General features: G+C 54.2%; 13 protein-coding genes. 9 read left to right on the forward strand and 4 right to left on the reverse strand.

Features of this window, described 5'->3' with window-relative positions:
• Positions 1 to 41 precede the first annotated feature (41 nt).
• The 3 genes from ACMGG8_RS18365 to ACMGG8_RS18375 all read left to right on the forward strand — a co-directional run bounded on the left by ACMGG8_RS18365 (position 42) and on the right by ACMGG8_RS18375 (position 2,108).
• Positions 42 to 479: a hypothetical protein gene (locus ACMGG8_RS18365; protein ID WP_414158093.1), complete on the forward strand. Its 438-nt coding sequence runs from the start codon at positions 42 to 44 to the stop codon at positions 477 to 479.
• A gap of 62 nt (positions 480 to 541) precedes the next feature.
• A complete protein-coding gene (locus tag ACMGG8_RS18370; protein ID WP_414158094.1) occupies positions 542 to 1,138 on the forward strand; it encodes a hypothetical protein in 597 nt (198 codons plus the stop codon).
• A 532-nt stretch (positions 1,139 to 1,670) separates the two neighbouring features.
• The gene (locus ACMGG8_RS18375; protein WP_231978956.1) at positions 1,671 to 2,108 is read left to right on the forward strand and encodes a tetratricopeptide repeat protein; all 438 of its coding nucleotides are present in this window, start codon (positions 1,671 to 1,673) and stop codon (positions 2,106 to 2,108) included.
• 427 nt (positions 2,109 to 2,535) lie between these two features.
• Here ACMGG8_RS18375 and ACMGG8_RS18380 read toward each other — a convergent pair whose 3' ends face one another.
• Positions 2,536 to 2,949, reverse strand: a complete 414-nt coding sequence (locus ACMGG8_RS18380; protein WP_414158095.1) for a hypothetical protein — start codon at positions 2,947 to 2,949, stop codon at positions 2,536 to 2,538.
• A 199-nt stretch (positions 2,950 to 3,148) separates the two neighbouring features.
• Between ACMGG8_RS18380 and ACMGG8_RS18385 the strand changes: the two genes are divergently transcribed.
• The 3 genes from ACMGG8_RS18385 (at position 3,149) to ACMGG8_RS18395 (ending at position 4,799) form a co-directional block, all read left to right on the forward strand.
• Positions 3,149 to 3,418, forward strand: coding sequence for a hypothetical protein (locus tag ACMGG8_RS18385; RefSeq protein WP_414158096.1), 270 nt, complete (start codon positions 3,149 to 3,151; stop codon positions 3,416 to 3,418).
• 415 nt (positions 3,419 to 3,833) lie between these two features.
• Positions 3,834 to 4,397, forward strand: a complete 564-nt coding sequence (locus ACMGG8_RS18390; protein WP_414158097.1) for a hypothetical protein — start codon at positions 3,834 to 3,836, stop codon at positions 4,395 to 4,397.
• A 24-nt stretch (positions 4,398 to 4,421) separates the two neighbouring features.
• Positions 4,422 to 4,799, forward strand: coding sequence for a hypothetical protein (locus ACMGG8_RS18395; protein WP_235760075.1), 378 nt, complete (start codon positions 4,422 to 4,424; stop codon positions 4,797 to 4,799).
• Positions 4,800 to 5,190: 391 nt separating this feature from the next.
• Here the strand turns inward: ACMGG8_RS18395 and ACMGG8_RS18400 are convergent, their stop codons facing one another.
• Together ACMGG8_RS18400 and ACMGG8_RS18405 are read right to left on the reverse strand one after the other, a co-directional pair.
• Entirely contained in the window at positions 5,191 to 6,096 is a 906-nt protein-coding gene (locus ACMGG8_RS18400) for a hypothetical protein (RefSeq protein WP_414158098.1), read from the reverse strand.
• A 155-nt stretch (positions 6,097 to 6,251) separates the two neighbouring features.
• Positions 6,252 to 6,899: a hypothetical protein gene (locus tag ACMGG8_RS18405; RefSeq protein ID WP_414158099.1), complete on the reverse strand. Its 648-nt coding sequence runs from the start codon at positions 6,897 to 6,899 to the stop codon at positions 6,252 to 6,254.
• A 543-nt stretch (positions 6,900 to 7,442) separates the two neighbouring features.
• Between ACMGG8_RS18405 and ACMGG8_RS18410 the strand changes: the two genes are divergently transcribed.
• Complete coding sequence (locus ACMGG8_RS18410; protein ID WP_414158100.1) at positions 7,443 to 11,327, forward strand: hypothetical protein; 3,885 nt, start codon at positions 7,443 to 7,445, stop codon at positions 11,325 to 11,327.
• A gap of 156 nt (positions 11,328 to 11,483) precedes the next feature.
• Here the strand turns inward: ACMGG8_RS18410 and ACMGG8_RS18415 are convergent, their stop codons facing one another.
• Positions 11,484 to 11,747 (reverse strand): short-chain dehydrogenase, encoded by a 264-nt coding sequence (locus ACMGG8_RS18415; protein ID WP_414158101.1) that lies wholly within the window; start codon positions 11,745 to 11,747, stop codon positions 11,484 to 11,486.
• A gap of 1,015 nt (positions 11,748 to 12,762) precedes the next feature.
• On the opposite strand from ACMGG8_RS18415, the gene ACMGG8_RS18420 reads away from it, so the two are divergent.
• Positions 12,763 to 13,365 carry a transposase gene (locus ACMGG8_RS18420; protein ID WP_060839484.1) on the forward strand — a complete coding sequence of 201 codons (603 nt, stop codon included), beginning with the start codon at positions 12,763 to 12,765 and terminating at the stop codon, positions 13,363 to 13,365.
• Between the two features lie 32 nt (positions 13,366 to 13,397).
• Positions 13,398 to 15,071, forward strand: coding sequence for a ShlB/FhaC/HecB family hemolysin secretion/activation protein (locus ACMGG8_RS18425; protein WP_414158102.1), 1,674 nt, complete (start codon positions 13,398 to 13,400; stop codon positions 15,069 to 15,071).
• The last annotated feature ends 14 nt before the right edge of the window (positions 15,072 to 15,085 follow it).

The following is a 15,085-nucleotide window of genomic DNA, read 5'->3' on the forward strand; positions in this document are numbered from 1 at the left end:
ATGTCGGTATATTCGCCCGGACGAATTTCGGAGCCGAAAATATGGGGTTCTCCACCACTGTCTGGGAGTGGTACGGGCAGGATGAGTACAAGCGGGTGCTGGCGGTGGGCGAGGCGATCGATGCCCTGGGGGTTCTGGCACTGGATGCGCAGGCTCAGCAGGCCAGCATCCCTGATTGCCCCGCCTGTGAGGCCTGGTCCATGGCGATGTTGCCGTTGGAGGCGCTGCTAGCAACGTGCGCCAGTGCCTTGCCGGATGAAGTCCGGGCTGGGCTGCAAAGCCTCTGGGGGCAATGCAATGGGTTGTCCGAGGCGGCCTTTCATTGTGGCGATCGGGGGATCTTCGAACATGGGCAGTGGCAGTTGCTGCGGGAGGCGGCTGGACAGTTGCTGGCGTTGATGGAGGAGGCGCAGTTGCGGCCCTTTCTGGAGGAATTGAGGGTGGATTGTCGAGGCAAGGTGTATGGCCTGAAGCCTTGAGCCGGTATTGGCCTGGGGCTGTTAACGAAGGCTGCAACCCATGACTGAGTGCAAAGATACGCATGTTTGACGAGCTGATATTTACCGGTGAAACGCCTGCAAAAGATGATGCCTATGTCGGCGGCGGGGCCTGTCTGCCGACCGATCTGGCTTGGCCCCGTTCGCCTGATGGAGTGCCGCTGACCCACCTCATGGCCTTTCCTGGACGTTGGTTTTCAGAGGCCTTGATTGATGGGGGGTATTGGGTGTCGGTTTTTGTGCCGTACCTGCCGGGCGAGGTCGGCCACTATCGAAAGTTGCGTGCCGTCCAGGGGCGCTCGGAAGCGGTTGTCATGGGCTATTCGCGAGCCGGTTTCGAGCGGGATGAGGCGGCTCAGCCGATTTCAGATCGCGGGACGGTGCGGCTGGAGGTGAATGGCGACGCCGATGATGATGAGAACCTGGCTTCCAAGCTGGATGGCGTGGATGCCTGGCTGCAGTCGCCTGTTTTGGCGGGGGCAGGGCGCAGAAGGGTTTCCATTTATGGGGGTGATCTGGATGTAGCGCTGCCTGAGCATAAAGGCGTGCTTTCGGATGGCATGGGGTATCTGTTTCTGGATGAGGACTTTTCAGAGAGGGCAGGTGCGGGGATTGGCCGGTTCTTTTTACAGTTGGGGTAGGGCGATAGGGCGCTATTGAACTGATGCTCAGAAAGGCAGCATGGAAACGCCCTGTCACTTGGTCGGAGCTTTGCCTAAGTGTCTGCGGTTCTTGGAAGCTAGCAGGGCTAGGGGCACTCTAAATGCGGTTTGGCGAGCCGAGAGAGACTATGGGTGTTGGGCCCTGGGGGGAAAGTCAGGTGACTCTGTAAGTTCTGTAGGATTGCGCTACGGGGTTTGGCGGTTTGAGAACCGGTCAGTTCTCTCGGGGTTTATCCGTTGCTGCGTTCATGGTGACTTGGGGGTTGAGTTGGATGGTAGGGAAAGGAGCCGCGGCTATTCCAGGCGACTGTTGCTGTGGTAATTGGGTGCGGTTCGGGTCTTCTGTGACGCGATGTGCCAGAAGATCGTGGCCACAGGCGCTGATGTTTGACGAGTTAATTTGTCCCTGTGAGAACCCGCAAAAGATGATGTTTATGCTGGTGGCGGGGTACACCTGCACAAAGACCTGACTTGGCCCTATGTTTGGCTAAAACAAACCGATGGAGTGGTAATGATGAACAATGACGGGGAATTAAGTCCGGACCTTTACGAAGAAATCAAACAGCTCAGTGCCGCTGGCGACCTGCTGGCTGAGTCGGGTTGTTTTGAAGAGGCTATTGGCCAATACAACAAAGCTTGGTTGTTGATCCCTGAGCCCAAAAACGACTGGGAGGCTGCAACTTGGATTCTGGCTGCTATCGCGGATGCTTGCTTTCTATCAGGATTCAAGACCTCAGCCCGTGAAGCTTTGCAGTATGCAATGACCTGCCCAGGAGGTATTGGTAATCCTTTTTTGCATCTGCGACTCGGGCAGGTCCTGCTTGATGAGGGTCAAGAAGACTACGCAGCAGATGAGCTGATGCGTGCATACATGGGGGCGGGGGCGGATATTTTTGCTGCTGAAGAGGAACACTATCTGGTCTTTCTCAAGACGCGGGCCAATCTCTGATTTTTTGTGAAATTCAGGTCTGTAATGAGACAAAAGCGCCGCATCATTTCTGCCTACTGCTTAGGCAGGCTTAGTTCTGGGCCTCATGGGGCTCTCAGTGTCTCTTGCGAGGAGATGCGCCAGAGCGTCTCTTCCCCCAACAGCGGTTGCAGGCGCTTGATCAGTTCTTGGGCGGTGTTGTGGTGCTCGGTGCGCAGCCAGTGCTTGAACAGTTGCTGGTTTTACTGCCGGGACAACTGCGTGGCCTGCAGCAATAGCGGTGCATAGCTGAAGTTCAGTGGCAACAGGCGTTTGAGAACGTCGATTCGCTCAGACGCCGTCAGGCTCGGCAGTCATTGTTGGCATTGTTTGTCCATGGCGCTGGTGCCGGTGTTGTGGGCCAGTTGTTCGGGAGTGAATTGCATCTGCGGCTAATACTTTTGGCTCATTAGAAGAACAAGGCGCACTGCGCCTCTTGCGCCTGCAAACGCAGAATCAGGCCCGAGGTGAATTCAATCACCAGGTGATGATCCGCAGGGAACTGGTCCGAGAGGTAGAAGGTCTCGGTGGCGGCGCCGGCTTCCACCACGCCTATGGCATGCACGCAGCCCAGGTCGCTCTCGAAGGCATTCAGCTCTCTGGCATCGGCGCAGAAATAGCTTAGTTGACTGAAGCTGAGGATGATCTGGCGTGCCTCTTCGGCGGGCACCCAGTCTTGTTGCAGACGGTTGAAGGTCAGTGTCAGCGAGCCTTTCAGGACGTCGTGTTGGACAGCACTGGCGTTATAGAAGTTATGCAGATCGTAGGCGCGTCCCTGCACTTCGACTTCGATATGCCCCAGGAGGAAGTTGTGACAGTGCATAGGCTGGCTTGATCTCTCTATGGAGGGCGGGTGGAACGGGCCGAGCCGGGGTTCGGTTTTTGTGTTGTACTTGCCGGGCGAAGTTGAGCATTTGACAACGGGTTCAAGTCGTTCGCTTTGCTCACCGAAACGGGTTGAAGCTCGTCTCTCAACCAAGCGTCAAATGGCAAATTAAAGTCGGTAGCATGGCCGAGAATAAATGAAATTCAATGATGGTGACAGGGTAAAAGTTAAGCCTCACTTGTGGTGGCCGAATGGCGGAGTTGGAGTGGTTTCGTTACCTCCTGAATATATAAAAGAAGCCCTGAGTGGTGAAGTGGAGTTATCTGCTACTCAACGAACTATGGCTGGAAAAGACAGGATTATGACCAGTGTATGGATTGATTTTGACGAGCCGGCAATGGATTGCAGTGATGACGGCCCTTACCTCGGTGGCGAGGTTTCCTTGGAATATTTGGAACATATATAGGGTGGTGTTTAAAAAGTAAGACGGTCTGGCAGATTGCACTTTGCTTGTTTTTGTCCGCGAAAATGCTCGTGCTCATCGACTCAGTTTTGATCCGTAATGAGCTCGCAAAAAACTGAAATACGAAGCGCCTGCAGGGCCATTTAGCCAATCTGTTGCGTCGACCGGTTGAATCCTCAACCCAAGGCAAACTTTGGTTGAGGACAGCTATCGGCCACTTGCGGACGTTCCTCGGCCACCAGGGCCAACGCCATGGCCAACCTGGCGGCGCAGCGAGGGTTCCGCGGGCTTGCTCCATGGGGGGCTTGCGACCGCTGTTTTCGTCAAAGGCATAGGACGGATGTGCTAGATAGCCCTTTGCAACGTGCTCAGGGGGCGAAGCTATTGCCTTCAAAAATAACGGCAAAGGACCGCCCCCATGATCGCTTTTACAAGGCAGCTTTTGCCTGCCGCATTACTGTGTAGTGCCCTCGCTGCCCAGGCGAGTGAAGTGCTGAAGGGCGACTACTGGGTCGTTCACCACCAGGGGGCCTTGGGTAAGAATCAGGTCTTCATCGCCGACGGCGACCCCACTCACATCGTCAATCGTCCAGGTGGCGCGAAATCATTGGGTGTCTATCAACTTTACGAAGAGCCCGGTAAACCCAACTTCACCGCTTACGATGTCGAAATCGATTGTGCGAAGAACCGCGTGCGCATCATGGGTGCGGCGGATTTCCACAGCGTGTTCAATGAATTTCGCAATGCGAAGTACTCCAGCCAATGGCAGAGCAAACCTGACGCCTGGCTGGCACAAAGCCGTGACTTTGTCTGTAAGCCGACTGAACGCCAGGCCAAGAAGATGGAGCATTTGGGTGTGATGTCCGCGTCGCAAATGAGCAAGGCAGGGCCGCAGTTCTTCGAGATATTGAACCGCGAGGCAGCCAAGGCGGCCATCATGCAGAAGATTGATGAAGGTTTCGCGCAGATGTCTGCCAAGTAACCTGGCCTTCAGGGAGAAGACCTTATGAACCGATTGTTTATGTTGGCCCTGCTCGCCACCTTGCTCAGTGGCTGCGCATCATTGTCGGCCAGCAGTGCCTGGAAAGATCGCCCGGTGGGCGAACTGATCGACTTCTTCGGCGTGCCAAGGCAGATCTTGGTGGCGCCGGAGGAAGACATGGTCGTGCTCAGATATGTACGTGACAGTAGCTATGTTTCACGTGAGGCAGCGGGTACTTACACGGGGCCGCAGAACGGGCAACTTGTGCACGCAGAATACTGGGAAGACGTGCAGCACTCAGGCAGTTGCGAAATCAATGTGTTCGTCAACAGAGCACGACTGGTGGAGAAGGTGCGAACTAAAGGGCGTTGTGTAGCGGTCCAGATGACGCCGGCAGGGTAGGAATGGGCCACTGGCGAGGGCAGATTCCACGAACATGCGCATCAAGACAGTGGTCGTTGACCTGCGCTACAGGCGTGTGTATGGCCCACTGTGGGGTTTGAAGAGATCGGCAACCCTGTATCAGGTCTCATCTGAGAACTCGTAACGCTTTGCAATTGCAGAATTCCTTCTTGTGGAGTAGTGGGGGCTCTACAAAAACTGAGCCAGCGAGGGGCTATGATTGGAGTTCTGGGTTTTCGTACAGAGTCTCACAAAGCTGCACTTCAAGAAGGGCAGGAACCGGCCAAAAGCAGTCATCCACGAAAGGCTGCTTCCGACCGATAGCAGCCATTTAAGAATGGTAAATCTCGGCCTCAAATGCATTAGCACGTACCTAGCGTTATAAATCCGCTCAGTCTTTAATAGAGGATTTAAGGTTTGCAGCCTCTAGAGCTTCTTCGATAGTAGTGAACTGAGTATATGAGTTGTTCCCTTTTGATAAATCCCGCTGAAGACCAAAATTTTTGCACACATAAACATACTCCAATATATCAACTGGTCGAGCGGAAATAATCGGATATGAAGGTGCGGCAACTTTATTTGGAGTTTTCAGTATGGTCATCGAGTTTGGCCTGCTTCGAAACTGAAAATATGCTATTTCGCAGGACCAGATTCGATGCGCCAGGTGGCAATGCGCGCCATGCTCTGAAGTGCTTTTCAGTTTCTCAACTCGGAGGACTTGATCTTCATGCCAGAGAGTCAGCGCATTTGATTTCAAGGTTCTCCCTCGGTCCCAAAAAGTGACAAATATAAACTTCTTGCCAATATCAATCCCTAGCGCACCAGTGTATGCGCAATGGACTAGGTCGAAATGGTTTTCCGGGGTCAACGAGTCGAGGATAAACACGCTCCCGAATGGTGATGGATCAGTAGATCCGCCATTAGCCCAATTACGGTATAAGGTGCGAAATACATTCACATGATAGCCGAACCCACTCAAATCAATTATGGTTTCTGATTTTGGATCTTTGATATCATCTTTGAGGGTTGAGTCTCTGGCTAGAAGCCCTACGTGGATTTTTAGCGCCCATAAATAAACCTCTTCGCCCTTCAATATCCCTTGAGATATTCTCGTTTCGATTTCCGAAAATTTTGTATTATGTGTGCCCTTAGCAGGAACCACTGCATGTCGGTACTGTAAAAACGTATCATTTGGAAGATTGAAAGTTTCTTTTCCAAGCTTCATTCTTTGCTGAAGCCAGACTGGCACCACATGTTCTTTGGTGTCAGGATTTTCACCGCTAAATAAGCACTGCATAAGTAATTCCCTATATAAATTTAAAGTCCCTTACAGTTTCAGGGCGCAACCATCTTGGCTGTCTTCTTCAATGCTCGAACTGCGCACCGGCAAAATCCGTAGCGATCCGGGCTTTGGAGAAGTGACCATTCAGGAACGTAGAGCTAACCGGCATGTTATGCCTCTGTTGCTTCAGAGGTTTTTTTGGTGTTGGCGCCGTTACCTTTTAACAAGGTCTTTGTAATTTTCGTGTGTCGCCAGGTATCTGACTTTGGTTGGTGTGTCGAAACATGAAAATCGACTGGGAATAGAGCGCAAAGAGTTTCAATTCTCTGGCGAATATCTGATCCTGACATTGAATTTGCATTTCTCGCGAAGACCGATACGTAGAATGCAGCCCAAATGGCAGCGGCATGATCGAAACCAATGTCTTCTGCTGGAGCCACAACAGAGCGCATGCCTTTGTTTGTTTCAGCCAAGCTGATAGTAAATAATTCATTGCCGAGTTCGCACGCTGAGAAAAAAACTCTCTTTAGCTTTAGATAGCCTTTAAATATTTTTGCGAACTCCGCATAGGAAAGATTCTCGTTCGTTGTGGCCACGATGTCAGAGGATGCGTGGCAAGAGACGTGGAGATAACGGTAATCAGAAATTTTAAATAGCTTGAGCAGGTGAGGCAGTTCACTCTTCGACTGAAAGTAAAAATACTTTGGATTCTTGCCGCTTAGCCTTAGAAGCTCGGCAAGCCGCTGACCTTCGTAGCGATGTTTAACCTCATCCGTCTTTGTCAGACTTTCGATAATGAATACGTCTGCGATGGTCAAAACACTCTCCTAATGCCTAACAGGGTTCACACAGACACAGTTGTCCGTATAAAAAAATATTTCTGACGCTGACTTTGCAGGCGCAAGCGCATGAATTTCAACCCTTTAGCATCTTACCTATCAGTATCCCGGAAAACTGCCGTAGGCAATGTCTGCTCTGTGAAGGGGTAGCCAAATGGCCGTTCCTGGCCGATAGCGGCCCTGAGGAAGGGCTGCAAACGGCCAAAAGCGGACGCTCACACACTCCGCTCACGTCCGAATGCCAATGTACTGGATCACCTGATCGTGCTCGACATCTATAACGTGGCGGGTATAAACACCGAGGCCGACAATGAGGTGAGATCCAGCGAAAAATCTAGGCATGCGAGGTCTCCAGAAGATGTGCTTTAGGGGAAGCAGCAGAGAGTTCGTCCCATTCAGCGATGGCGGTGCGCTATCATCGGTAAAATTTCTACAAACACGTACCTCAGTGACACTGGGTATTAAGTGAAGACTATTTTGGCGGTTCCCCCGAACAGCCTTCCAGCGGCATAGGAGACAGGGATGTTCCGTCGTATAGCTCAGGCGCTTACTTCGAAGTGCGAGTGCGTCAGCTCGCGAGTGAATCATGCAATGGGACAGTACAAACGCTACAGAAAAGCTGTTGAAAAAGCCGCAGCCGCCGCGCGCGAATACCTTGCTGTGCCCGGTGGTAAAAATGTCTTCGAGCCGCTAACGCCTGTACTTTTGGAGATGGATCGATCCCAGCGTTACGAGAATGAGCTGCTGAGCGCGCTTAGCAACGATCAGATTCGCAATATCGCGATTACTGGTGAGTACGGCGCCGGCAAAAGTAGCGTCATACGTACGTTTGTCGAACGTCACCCTGAGCTTACCTATGCATTTGTATCGCTGGCCGCGTTCGGCAAAGATCTAAACAAAGGTGGGGCAGGAAAGTCGGCCTCAACTGATGCTCCTGTCGCTCCCGCTGATTCCAACTCAAACACCACCGACCTCAAAGGTGCTGAGAAAAAAACCGAGTCGGACATTTTGACGCGTATCGAGGAAACTATCGTTCAGCAACTGCTGTACGCGGTACCGTCAAATGAACTGCCGAAGAGCAGATTGAAGCGAATCATCCAGGCATCTACGTCGAGTATATGGGTGCGTACCATTTTCTACGTGCTTATAATCGTAAGCGTACTGAGGCTTTACGTCCCAACAGTCGAGAAACTGCCAAAAATTGACCCAGCGTGGTTGCTCGAATGGCTTCTATGGATCCCTGGGTGGATGGCCGTTGTGGTGTTCGGGGGCGGTGGCATCTACATGTTGTTCTCGGCTCTGAAGCTGTTGTCCCTGTTCAGCATTGACGGCTTTACGATCAAGGGCGGAAAACTGGAAACGACACACCACGGCTCAGTGTTGCACAAGAATGTTGACGAAATCGTCTACTGCTTTGAACGCAGTAAAATCGATATCGTGGTCATCGAGGATCTCGACAGATTCGGAATTCACGACGTTTTCACGCGTCTGCGGGAAATCAATTTCATCATCAAGCAGTCCCCGCAGATCAAAAGACCGGTTTACTTCATCTATGCGCTTCGTGATGAGCTGTTCGCCGTCGGTGAGAAAACGAAATTTTTTGACCTGATCATCCCGATAATCCCCGTGGTCAACTCAGAGAACTCTCGCGAGCAAATGTTCAAGATGCTTCGTGAGCGACAGTTCAATGGGGTCGCGTTGGACGTTGGGCTTAATGAGACGTTGGTCGAAACCGTTTGTTATTTCATCGATGACATGCGGTTGATCAAGAATATCGTCAACGAATTCGACATGTTCTCCAGCATTCTCAGCGGCGGCTCCGGTCTAAAGCTTGATCCGAACAAGCTGTTTTCAATCATCGCGATTCGCAATCTGCATCCTGATGAATACGCACACTTGGTCAAACGACGTGGCGCCATTTACGAGACCATCCAAGGTTTCAGTGAGTGGCGATTCCAGCAGTCCAAACAGGCTGAGGATGCCTACCAGGCGTTGCGGGAAAAGCGTGAAAAGCGGGTACAGGAAATCGCTGGAAGTGTGGATGAGCTGCGGGCGTACGTATGGCTAGAACTTGTTAAAAAATCCGGCATTGCGGCTACCCATGTTTGGATGCCAAGTGGCGTTAATTTTTCGTTGACCGACTTTGTTAAGGATGATGTTTTTGAGTCGATTTTTTCTCAGAGCACTAATCTAACAATGGCCATCATCGATAGGTACGGGGATGCAGTCCAGAGAGCAGCACCTTTTGACTCTAAGCAACTACTGACATCGACGTCATACCCAAAAAGGTTTGATCTGCTCCAACGAACCCTTGTTGATATCGATGATGAAATGGCCGAACACCGAATTGAGGCAAGCCGAATTAATCACCAAACCTTCCGGGCAGCAGCCAAAAAAAACTACGGCGATGTCATCTCTCAAAAGCTGAACGGCTTGGACATTGTTGTGTACCTGATGCGCCACGGACACTTCGATACCGATTACACGGATTACTTCGGCTACTTCTACGCAGGATCCCTCACATCTGAAGACAAAAACCTGATCCTGGAATTGAGACGTGGTGTTTCCGTTGATGTCGCGACTGTAATCAATTCCCCGAAAAAGGCCGTGGAAAAGCTGGATATAGATGATCTGAGCGATGGCAGGGGCATCATTGTCGCCCTGATTGAGTACCTTTCTGGCTGTCCATACAACGATTCTGGCATGAGCCATGAGCGCAGTAAGCTCGCGACTATTCTCAAGAGTGGGCTGGAAGGGCACCTAGGCAGAATGGCGCAAGCAACCGAATTTTTGATATCAACCGCGACATCACCGAAGTTCATTCAATCTGTTTTTGCTCTGGAGCCTGAATTGTTCCGCGCGTTATTGAACGCTGAGCGATTCGAATCAACTTTACTGAGGCAAACCCTGATCAGTGCACTCATGGATGGATTAGAGGTTGCACAGCTCCGAAGGCTTGACTCAGCGCCGGACATGAAAATCTGTGATGCCATTGCGAGTATCCAAGACGTCTCGCGCTTGATGCCTGGACTTGAAGCGGGAGGTAAAGGCTGGCCTTGGCTTAGAGAGCTGCCGGTGCGTTTCTCAGCGTTAAATGATGGCATCGTCCTGGACGACCTCAAGAAGCTGATCGAATGGGGTTGTGTTGAAGTAAATCTGAACCTGCTCACGCTGATTTGCCAAAAAGGCGAATCCGCTCATGCAAGTAAAGCCGATCTCAGTGAAAACATCATTTCCTATCGTCGACTGCAGGCCCTTCAGATTGAGGGGCTGAATGAACTCCTCCTTGAGTCTGCGGAGGAGTTTGCAATCACACTTTTAGCCCAAATTGGCACGCTGGATGAGTCGGCGGACTCCCTCACAGAACTGTTATGGGCCATCGTGGAAGAGACGGACGAGTCCGATGTCGTGGTTCAGCTGTTTGATCGAACGACATGCACATTCGACCGGCTTGAAGACACGACCCCATCGTTGTGGGCGCAAATACTCCAGTCTGATCGGGTGAAAGTGAAGGTCGGCGCGGTGTGGACATTCTTCAAAGACATACTCGTACCCGCTTTGGAGCATAATGGTTGCGAAACCTTGGATATGGAGGCTTTCGCAAGCTTTATCCAGCGTCATGGTAAGGAGCTAAAAGGGGAGCTCTGGGGCCTCCATACCTCCCTGCATCAAGAGCTGCAGAGGTACTTAATCGCCCCAACAGGATTATCTAACGAAACGCTTGAAGTGCTGTTCGCTGATATCGTCTTGAGCGATACGTTGATCCTCAAAGGACTGGAATGGAGGGAGCGTTGGGAGATGCTCACAACCGCCGCCTTTCTGGCATACAGCCCTGAGATCCGTGAGAGCATCAGGACTTTCAGTGCAGATCTGGAAGTTCCTTATCTCGCGGCACATTGGGTTGAGGCACGCGACCATATTGATCTAACTCAACTGTCGCTCAGCATGGCAGTGCCACTCAGTAAAAGCGGTGCGCTTGATCTAAATGAAAAGATCCAAATGTGGACGGCGTTACCGATTGAAGTCATCGACACCGACAATGAGGCCGTCAAAGAGGTCGCTGAAACCTGCCGCCTCGCTAATCAACACTCGGTAAGCTTTCCTTCAGCGTTTATCCCTGCACTCAAGAAGTTTGCAAGTGCGGAGGGGCTTACCTCAGCTCAGCGCTCTGAAGTTCTGATCCAATGCTTGCCATCGTGCAGTTGGGCAGAGGCATCCCTGATTCTTGGTATGTTGACTGATGGCGGTTTCACAAAGCTTTCACCGAATGTCAAAAAAATCCAGGTGCCTAATACCGTTCTCAACGTGAGGCTGGTCAACGCTCTTAAAACGAAAGGCTTCGTTCAGACCGTAGTGGAAGAAGACGCTATCATCAGCGCTACCGCCAAGCCTAAAGGCATGATCTGACCTGCCGACTCACTGAGTCGGCGCTGATTTTTTTGACTCCCTAGAGAGGCTGCTTCTGGCCGATTGCAGCCACTTTTAAAAGACTTTCCCCCCTAAAAAGTCCAAGACCCCATTTGAAACGCTCCGCGCTACCAAGCAGCGCGGAGCGCCCAGGCGTCAGGCTTGAAGGCGCCAGCCCATCACTCCCAACAGGTCGCAACTGTCACGAAGCAGAATTGCCGCTGCGTTGGAGATATGTTGCAGATCGGTATCGTCAGTATTCCTCAGCTCTGCGCGGGAGAGGCTTTCCAGCAGTTGAGTCACGGCCAGTAAACGTGCGGCGCCGTTGGCGTGCAGCACGTCCAATGGTGCGGCCTTGTCTATAAACAGGCAGGGAATCAGGCAGTCGATGCCGGTGATGGGAATAAATCGTTGGTTCATGAGGATCACTCCGCTGTTGGTTAAGGGAGCTGCTCAGATCGTCGCCAAACGAAAGGGTGGCAGCTGTACGCAGGTTGGCGAACCGGATTAACCAACAGAAAACCGGCAGACCCTGAAGGTCTCCCGCGCACAGCCACCATAGAAAATCAGCCGTGACCATAAATGTTCGACGGCTAGCGCTGCAAGCGTGACTGCCTGTTGGTTGATTTCCAGGTCGCCAAACCCGGTCGCCATTGGGGCGAGTGGGGACTATGGACGGTGGGTCTTGGGGGGACAAGTCAGACGGGTCTGCAAGTTTTGTAGGATTGCGGAGGGGGACTTGGCGGCCTGTGAGCCGGCCAGTTTTTCTGGGTGGTTGGGGGTACATATCCATTCCTGCGGGTGCGGCCGCTGGCGGTTTCGCTCTTACAGCGAGTCACTTTTACCAAACGCCGTAAAAGTAACCAAAAGGGCTTGCCCCTCCATGGGCCCCTCGCTAGGGCTCGGGGTTCCCTCTCTCCGGCATTGCTCCGGGGGCCGCCGCCAACCGGCCATCCATGGCCGGGTGGCGGCTAGCTCGGCATCCTTGCCGAGCTGCCCCCTGCGCAACGCCTGCGTTCGGCCGGCTGGGAAGGGGCTTGAAGATCAAGATCAAAAGCCAAAGCCAGAGCCAGAGCCAGAGCCAGAGCCACGGCTAACGGCGCGCCCGTCCGGGCGGCGCATTTTTAAGCCTTCTCCAGCTCAACAATTCCTTCCCGTAGGAGCCGGCTTGCCGGCGAAGAGGGCGGTCTGGTCGTGCGCGGAATAAAGACAGTTCAGCGTTGTCCGGGCGGCTGCATTCGCCGGCAAGCCGGCTCCTACGAGGTTCCTGTATGTCGTTGTTCCGTCTTCCACTGGCCTTTGTGAATGAAGCTTTTATGACAAAAGTTCGGTAGCACATCGCCACGCACGTCTTGGGTATGTAACGCGCTTGAGGGGGCCGCCAGGCCACTTTTTTAAGCCGAGGCGGGACGCCGGGAGTGAGGCTATGGGGACTATGGAACGCTACTCGAAAGTGGGCATGCAGGAGCTGGATCAACGGCTGTCGAAGATTGTCGAGGCCGCGCGCAAGAAGCCGGTGTCGGTCTATCGCTACGGCGCGCCGTGGGTCTGGATCGTGTCCCAGGATGACTGGCAGGGCGCCTTGAAGGAGGTGGCCAGCTATATCCCGCCGGGGCATTCGCTGGTGCTGCTGCGTCCGCAGATCGATGAGTTGCTGGATCAGCACCGCGATCTGCTCCAGGGCCTCAATGCCGAGCCCGGCATGCTGATCGCGCCGCGTACGGTGATGCACATTCTGTTGCTGCAGTTGCTGTATTCGGTGCCCAGCGAGCAGCAGCTGTATGAACAGCTCAGTTACAACCTGTTGTTCCGTTGGTTCGTCGGTCTGGATCTGAACCAGAAGGTCTGGGCCTTCAGTGTCCTGAGTCGCGACATCGCCACGCTGTTGAACAACCCGCGGGCGGTGCAGTTGATCCAGAAAATCATCGGTGAAGTGTTTTGCGGCGCTCTGCTGCAAATGCCCGAGTTCTCGCTGAATTTTGCGCTGTTGCACACCTGGCTGGCGCGCCACGAAAACACCTCGATCAGCAGCAATTGAAGCGGCCAAACGCTGTGCAGACGGCGACGGCAATGCGCGAACGCGCGCCAATTTTCAGTTTTTTAGGGGGCGGTGTGGAGCATCTGGGCAAATCAGGGCGACCCGGCAGTGGCGGGCGCTGGTGGCCGTTGTGCGGCTGGTTGACGGTGCTGGCGCTGGCGCCAGCGGTGCAGGCCGAGGAGGGCGAGTCGGTTGCGGTTGAAGCCACGGCGGCGCGCTTGGTGGACGTCAATGAGTACTTCGTGCGCGGCAATACCGTGCTCGATGCGCGGGCCATCGAGGAGGCGGTGTATCCGTTCCTCGGGCCGCAAAAAGCCCTGGCCGATATCGAAGGCGCCCGGGATGCGCTGCAGAAGGTCTATCAGGAGCGCGGCTACCAGTCGGTGTTCGTCGAGCTGCCGGAGCAGAAGGTCGAGGACGGCATCGTTTATCTGCAGGTCAGTGAAACCAAGGTCGGCCGGGTGCGGGTGGTGGGCGCCAAGCATTACTCGCCGGTGGAGATCCGCGATCAGGTGCCGGCGCTGCAAGAAGGCCAGGTGCCGGACTTTGCCACGGTGCAAAGCCAGCTGGCCGGGCTCAATCGTGGCGCCGGGCGCCAGGTCATGCCGCTGGTGCGCGAGGGCCAGCGCCCGGGGACCATGGACGTGGACCTGCAAGTGGAAGACCAGAACCCCTGGCACGCCAGCGTCGGCCTGAACAACGACTACAGCGCCGACACCGAGAAGCTGCGCACGGTGGTCAATGTCGGCTACGACAACCTCTGGCAGCTGGGCCACAGCATTTCCCTGACCTATTTCACCGCGCCCCAGGACACCGACAACGCCAAAGTTTGGTCCGGGTCCTACACCGCGCCTTTGAGCGAGCGCTGGGCCCTGCAGTTCTCCGGCTACCAGTCCGACAGCAACATCGCCACCATCGGCGGCAGCAACGTGCTGGGCAAGGGCCATTCCTACGGGGTGTCGGCGATCTACACCTTGCCCGCGGCCGGCAACTGGGCCAACTCGCTGTCGGTGGGGGTGGACTTCAAGGACTTCGAGGAAGAGATGCGCTTTGGCCGCAGCAGCGACCAGATTCCGCTCAAGTACGCCCCGGTGACCTTTGGCTACAACGGCTACCGCTACAGCGAAAAATCCCAGCTGGGCCTGGGCCTGAACCTGATCGTCGGCACCCGGCGCTTCTTCGGCTACGGCAGCGACGCCGAGGAGTTCCACTACAAGCGCGACGAGGCCAGCGCCAGTTTCTCGGTGCTCAAGGGCGACCTGAATTTCACCTACACCTTCGCCAACGACTGGCAGTCGGCGTCCAAGACCGCCTTCCAGCTGGCCTCCGGGCCTTTGGTGTCCAACGAACAGTATTCCGCCGGTGGCGCCACCTCGGTGCGCGGCTACCTGGCCGCCGAGCGCACCGGGGACGAGGGCTACCTGTTCTCCCAGGAGCTGCGCACGCCGTCCCTGGCCAAGTTCCTCGGCAGTTATGTGCAGGAGTGGCGCTTCTACGCCTTTGCCGAAGGCGCGCACCTGTCCCTGCACGAGCCGCTGCCGGAGCAGGAAGACCAGTACAGCCTGGCCAGCGTTGGCCTTGGCACCCGCGCCAGTTTGAGCAAGTGGCTGTCCGGCAGCCTCGACTGGGGCTACCCGCTCAAAGACGGCCCCAACACCCAGAAATACGACCCGCGCCTGCACTTCAGTGTGCAGGCGACGTTCTGACTTTTTACGGAGAC

The sequence above is a fragment of the Pseudomonas sp. BNK-45 genome (genome assembly GCF_047456255.1).
In the GTDB taxonomy this organism is placed as follows: domain Bacteria; phylum Pseudomonadota; class Gammaproteobacteria; order Pseudomonadales; family Pseudomonadaceae; genus Aquipseudomonas.

Bases quoted from the DNA above. Each gene is read 5' to 3' on its own strand.
- ACMGG8_RS18365 (WP_414158093.1), top strand. From the start codon at position 42: ATGGGGTTCTCCACCACTGTCTGGGAGTGGTACGGGCAGGATGAGTAC.
- ACMGG8_RS18370 (WP_414158094.1), top strand. From the start codon at position 542: ATGTTTGACGAGCTGATATTTACCGGTGAAACGCCTGCAAAAGATGAT.
- ACMGG8_RS18375 (WP_231978956.1), top strand. From the start codon at position 1,671: ATGATGAACAATGACGGGGAATTAAGTCCGGACCTTTACGAAGAAATC.
- ACMGG8_RS18380 (WP_414158095.1), bottom strand. From the start codon at position 2,949: ATGCACTGTCACAACTTCCTCCTGGGGCATATCGAAGTCGAAGTGCAG.
- ACMGG8_RS18385 (WP_414158096.1), top strand. From the start codon at position 3,149: ATGAAATTCAATGATGGTGACAGGGTAAAAGTTAAGCCTCACTTGTGG.
- ACMGG8_RS18390 (WP_414158097.1), top strand. From the start codon at position 3,834: ATGATCGCTTTTACAAGGCAGCTTTTGCCTGCCGCATTACTGTGTAGT.
- ACMGG8_RS18395 (WP_235760075.1), top strand. From the start codon at position 4,422: ATGAACCGATTGTTTATGTTGGCCCTGCTCGCCACCTTGCTCAGTGGC.
- ACMGG8_RS18400 (WP_414158098.1), bottom strand. From the start codon at position 6,096: ATGCAGTGCTTATTTAGCGGTGAAAATCCTGACACCAAAGAACATGTG.
- ACMGG8_RS18410 (WP_414158100.1), top strand. From the start codon at position 7,443: ATGTTCCGTCGTATAGCTCAGGCGCTTACTTCGAAGTGCGAGTGCGTC.
- ACMGG8_RS18415 (WP_414158101.1), bottom strand. From the start codon at position 11,747: ATGAACCAACGATTTATTCCCATCACCGGCATCGACTGCCTGATTCCC.
- ACMGG8_RS18420 (WP_060839484.1), top strand. From the start codon at position 12,763: ATGGAACGCTACTCGAAAGTGGGCATGCAGGAGCTGGATCAACGGCTG.
- ACMGG8_RS18425 (WP_414158102.1), top strand. From the start codon at position 13,398: ATGCGCGAACGCGCGCCAATTTTCAGTTTTTTAGGGGGCGGTGTGGAG.